Origin of the sequence: Thermomonas sp., assembly GCF_041919455.1 — a bacterium.
Classification (GTDB): Bacteria; Pseudomonadota; Gammaproteobacteria; order Xanthomonadales; family Xanthomonadaceae; genus Thermomonas.
This window is the reverse complement of sequence record NZ_JAYRTQ010000027.1, coordinates 1-3555: the sequence shown is the minus strand read 5'-3', so window position 1 is coordinate 3555 and position 3555 is coordinate 1. Positions and strand designations below refer to the sequence as shown.

5 protein-coding genes are annotated in these 3555 nt (G+C 67.6%); 2 read left to right on the top strand and 3 right to left on the bottom strand.

Annotated features, from left to right (window positions below; genetic code table 11):
- The first annotated feature begins 90 nt into the window (after positions 1 to 90).
- Together ACE3T8_RS13630 and ACE3T8_RS13625 are read left to right on the top strand one after the other, a co-directional pair.
- The gene (locus ACE3T8_RS13630; protein ID WP_374609824.1) at positions 91 to 759 is read left to right on the top strand and encodes a dienelactone hydrolase family protein; all 669 of its coding nucleotides are present in this window, start codon (positions 91 to 93) and stop codon (positions 757 to 759) included.
- Positions 756 to 1163, top strand: coding sequence for an HIT domain-containing protein (locus ACE3T8_RS13625; protein WP_374609822.1), 408 nt, complete (start codon positions 756 to 758; stop codon positions 1161 to 1163). The genes ACE3T8_RS13630 and ACE3T8_RS13625 overlap by 4 nt, the downstream gene beginning before the upstream one ends.
- Before the next feature lie 27 nt (positions 1164 to 1190).
- Here the strand turns inward: ACE3T8_RS13625 and ACE3T8_RS13620 are convergent, their stop codons facing one another.
- From ACE3T8_RS13620 to apbC, 3 genes are all read right to left on the bottom strand, one after another.
- Complete coding sequence (locus ACE3T8_RS13620) at positions 1191 to 1700, bottom strand: RDD family protein (RefSeq protein ID WP_374609820.1); 510 nt, start codon at positions 1698 to 1700, stop codon at positions 1191 to 1193.
- 39 nt (positions 1701 to 1739) lie between these two features.
- On the bottom strand, positions 1740 to 2327 hold the full coding sequence (gene dcd, locus ACE3T8_RS13615; protein ID WP_374609818.1) for a dCTP deaminase: 588 nt from the start codon (positions 2325 to 2327) through the stop codon (positions 1740 to 1742).
- A gap of 63 nt (positions 2328 to 2390) precedes the next feature.
- Positions 2391 to 3239: an iron-sulfur cluster carrier protein ApbC gene (apbC, locus tag ACE3T8_RS13610; RefSeq protein ID WP_374609816.1), complete on the bottom strand. Its 849-nt coding sequence runs from the start codon at positions 3237 to 3239 to the stop codon at positions 2391 to 2393.
- Positions 3240 to 3555: the final 316 nt, after the last annotated feature.

The following is a 3555-nucleotide window of genomic DNA, read 5'->3' as shown; positions in this document are numbered from 1 at the left end:
CGCCGGGCATTCGCTTCGCGGCTCGAAATGCCGCTGCGCAAACGCCCGGCGGCCTCACCACCTCATCGCGATCCGCGATCGGAGGACACCATGGGCGAATGGATCCACCTCGACACCGCCGCCGGCCCGGTCCGGGCCTGGCGGGCGCGTCCGCAGCGCCCGCCGCGTGGCGCGGTCATCGTGCTGCAGGAGATCTTCGGGGTGAACGCGCATATCCGCGCGGTGACCGACGGGTTCGCTGAACACGGATTCGTGGCGATGGCGCCTGCGCTGTTCGATCCGGTCCAACCCGAGGTCGAGCTCGGTTATGGCGATGCCGGCGTCACCCGCGGCCGCGAACTGGTGGCCGAACTCGGCAGCGACACTGCCCTCCAGGTGGTCGCCGCCGCGGCTCGCTGGCTACGCGAGGCCGGCCACCATCCCGGCGTGGTCGGCTATTGCTGGGGCGGGTCCATGGCGTTCCTCGCCAACACCCGCCTCGGCCTGCCCGCGGTCAGCTATTACGGCGCGCGGACGATGCCGTTCATCGGGGAAAGCGCGCGCGCCGCCCTGATGTTCCATTTCGGCGGGCGCGACGCCAGCATCCCGGCAGACGACATCGCCCGCCATCGCGCACTGCAGCCACACGCCGGGATCTTCGTCTACCCGAACGCCGGCCACGCCTTCAACCGCGACGTCGACCCGGCCCATTTCCATGCCGATGGCGCCGCGCTGGCGCAACGGCGCACACTCGCCTTCCTGGCGGAGCACACCTCATGAACCACTGGCACCTGCACCCGCAACTGGCCGACGACACCGCGCCGGTGATCGAACTGCCGCTGTGCGAAGTCCGCCTGATGGACGACGCCAACCACCCGTGGCTGGTGCTGGTGCCGCGGGTCGCCGACATGGTCGAGATCATCGACCTGGACACCGCCCAGCGCACCCAGCTCACGGCGGAGATCGATGCCGCATCGCGCGCGCTCAAGGCGCTGTTCAAGCCGCACAAGCTCAATGTCGCCGCGCTCGGCAACCTCGTGCCGCAACTGCACGTGCACGTCATCGCACGTTACAAGGACGACATCGCCTGGCCGCGCCCGGTGTGGGGCACCGCCACCGCGCGACCGTACCCGCCGGAACAACTGGTGGAACGGATCAATGCGCTGCGCGGGGCGTTGGCCTGACGGCGCGCCCCGCATGCCGAAGCCGGGTCAGCGCGCCTTGACGACCTGGGTGCCGGCGATCAGGTCGTGGCCGCAGCGACGGTCGGCGCGGAAGATCATCAGAATGTTCACCAGTCCCAGCAGCCAGCCGATGAAAGGCAGGTTGCTGCCGAGATGCCAGGGCATGTAGCGCAACCCGAGCAGTCGCAATGCCGGCGGTTTCGCGCCGGCCATGTCGACGATCTTGATGCCCAGCAGTTTCTTGCCCCAGGTCTGGCCGCTCGCGTTCAGGGGCACGTATTGCACCACCGCGAACGCCGCGAAGCCGATCAGCGCCCACATCAGCGTGGCACCGAAGCCGACACGTTCGCCGGCGGTGGCGGCCTCCATCGCCATGGTCCAGTAACCGCCCACGTACATCAGCGGCAGCAACAGGACCAGCATGATGATGCCGTCGATCAGCGCGGCGCCCAGCCGGCTGCCGCGATCGGCCAATTCCCCGTCGGAGATCTCGGCGACGACGGCGTCGGGACTGCGGTACGGATTCTGGTCTTCCATCGTGATTCCCTCCCCGGGATTTGGTGGATCGATCGTGAATCAGGTCTTCGGCAGGGTCACGCCGGTCTGGCCCTGGTACTTGCCGCCGCGATCCTTGTACGAAGTTTCGCAGATGTCGTCCGCATCGGCCTGGAAGAACAGCATCTGCGCCACGCCCTCATTGGCGTAGATGCGCGCCGGCAGCGGCGTGGTGTTGCTGAATTCCAGGGTCACGTGGCCTTCCCACTCCGGCTCCAGCGGGGTCACGTTGACGATGATCCCGCAGCGCGCGTAGGTGCTCTTGCCGAGGCAGACCACCAGGGTGTCGCGCGGGATGCGGAAGTACTCGACGGTGCGCGCCAGCGCGAAGGAGTTCGGCGGGATGATGCATTCGTCCGCGACCACGTCGACGAAGCTCTTCGGGTCGAAATGCTTGGGATCGACGATCGTCGAGTTGATGTTGGTGAACACCTTGAACTCGCGCGAGCAACGGACGTCGTAGCCGTAGCTGGAGGTGCCGTAGCTGACGATGCGCTGGCCATCGACCCCGCCGTTATCGGCAAATCGGACCTGGCCGGGCTCGAACGGCTCCAGCATGCCGTGTTCCTGCGCCATGCGGCGGATCCAGCGGTCGCTCTTGATGCTCATCGCGCGTTTTTCCCGGGGTTAAGGCGGCGATTCTAACGGGCGGGTGGCGGGATCGCGCTCGCCTCAACCGCCGAGCAGCGAGGCCATGATCCCGCTGCGCAGCTTCGGCCGGCCATCCAGTTGCGCCAGCAAGGCCCGGGCGATGCCGCGATAGGCCAAGGCGGCGGGCGATCCCGGACGCGCCGCCATGATCGGCGCGCCGGCATCGCCCTGCTCGCGGATTCCGATCTCGAGCGGCAGCGAACCGAGCACCGGCACCCCGTACTGCGCCGACATCCGGGCCGCGCCGCCCTCGCCGAAGAGATGCTCGGCGTGGCCGCATTGGGTGCACACATGCACTGCCATGTTCTCGACCAGGCCCAGTACCGCGATGTCGAGTTTCTCGAACATCTTCAGCGCCTTGCGCGCGTCCAGGGTGGCGATGTCCTGCGGCGTCGTCACGATCACCGCACCGGCCACCGGGATCTTCTGGGCCATGGTCAGCTGGATGTCGCCTGTGCCCGGTGGCAGGTCGACCACCAGCACGTCCAGGTCGCCCCAGCGGGTGTCGGTGAGCAACTGGGTCAGCGCCGAGGTCGCCATCGGCCCGCGCCAGATCATCGGCGTGTCCTGGTCGACCAGCAGGCCGATCGACATCGCCTGGATGCCATGCGCGCGCATCGGCTCGATGGTCTTGCCGTCCGGGCTGTCCGGCCGGCCCGACAGGCCGAGCATCATCGGGATGCTGGGGCCATAGACGTCGGCATCCAGCACCCCCACCGCCAGGCCTTCCGCGGCCAGCGCCAGCGCCAGGTTCACCGCGGTCGTGGACTTGCCCACCCCGCCCTTGCCGGAGCCCACCGCGATGATGTTGCGGACATGGGGCAACGGTTTCAGTTCGCCCTGGACGGCGTGGGGGACTAGGCGGGGCATGGGGGCGGGGATTGTTGCGGGGCAGCAAGTCTAGCGCTGCCGGCAGCCGGGATGGTGCAGCTCGTCCCGCCATAAGTGCTGTTGGCGGAAAACTCCAGATGACTTATGGCAGGGGTTAATTTGTTGTTAACGTCGCCTGACAGGCGCCCGCGACGCGGGAAATCCACCCGGTGGACGCTTCCATTTTTCAAGGTTCATCTCCCAACTGAGGGAAGAGGCACACGGCCGACCCGGTTAGTTTGTCGTTGTCGAGACAACAAACCGGGGGTCGGCCGTGGCCGACGGCGATTGTATTGCCAGCTCGCTGGGTGGGTGG

Excerpts from the sequence above, each read along its gene's own strand:
- dcd (WP_374609818.1), bottom strand. The coding sequence starts at position 2,327 with ATGAGCATCAAGAGCGACCGCTGGATCCGCCGCATGGCGCAGGAACAC.
- ACE3T8_RS13630 (WP_374609824.1), top strand. The coding sequence starts at position 91 with ATGGGCGAATGGATCCACCTCGACACCGCCGCCGGCCCGGTCCGGGCC.
- ACE3T8_RS13625 (WP_374609822.1), top strand. The coding sequence starts at position 756 with ATGAACCACTGGCACCTGCACCCGCAACTGGCCGACGACACCGCGCCG.
- apbC (WP_374609816.1), bottom strand. The coding sequence starts at position 3,239 with ATGCCCCGCCTAGTCCCCCACGCCGTCCAGGGCGAACTGAAACCGTTG.
- ACE3T8_RS13620 (WP_374609820.1), bottom strand. The coding sequence starts at position 1,700 with ATGGAAGACCAGAATCCGTACCGCAGTCCCGACGCCGTCGTCGCCGAG.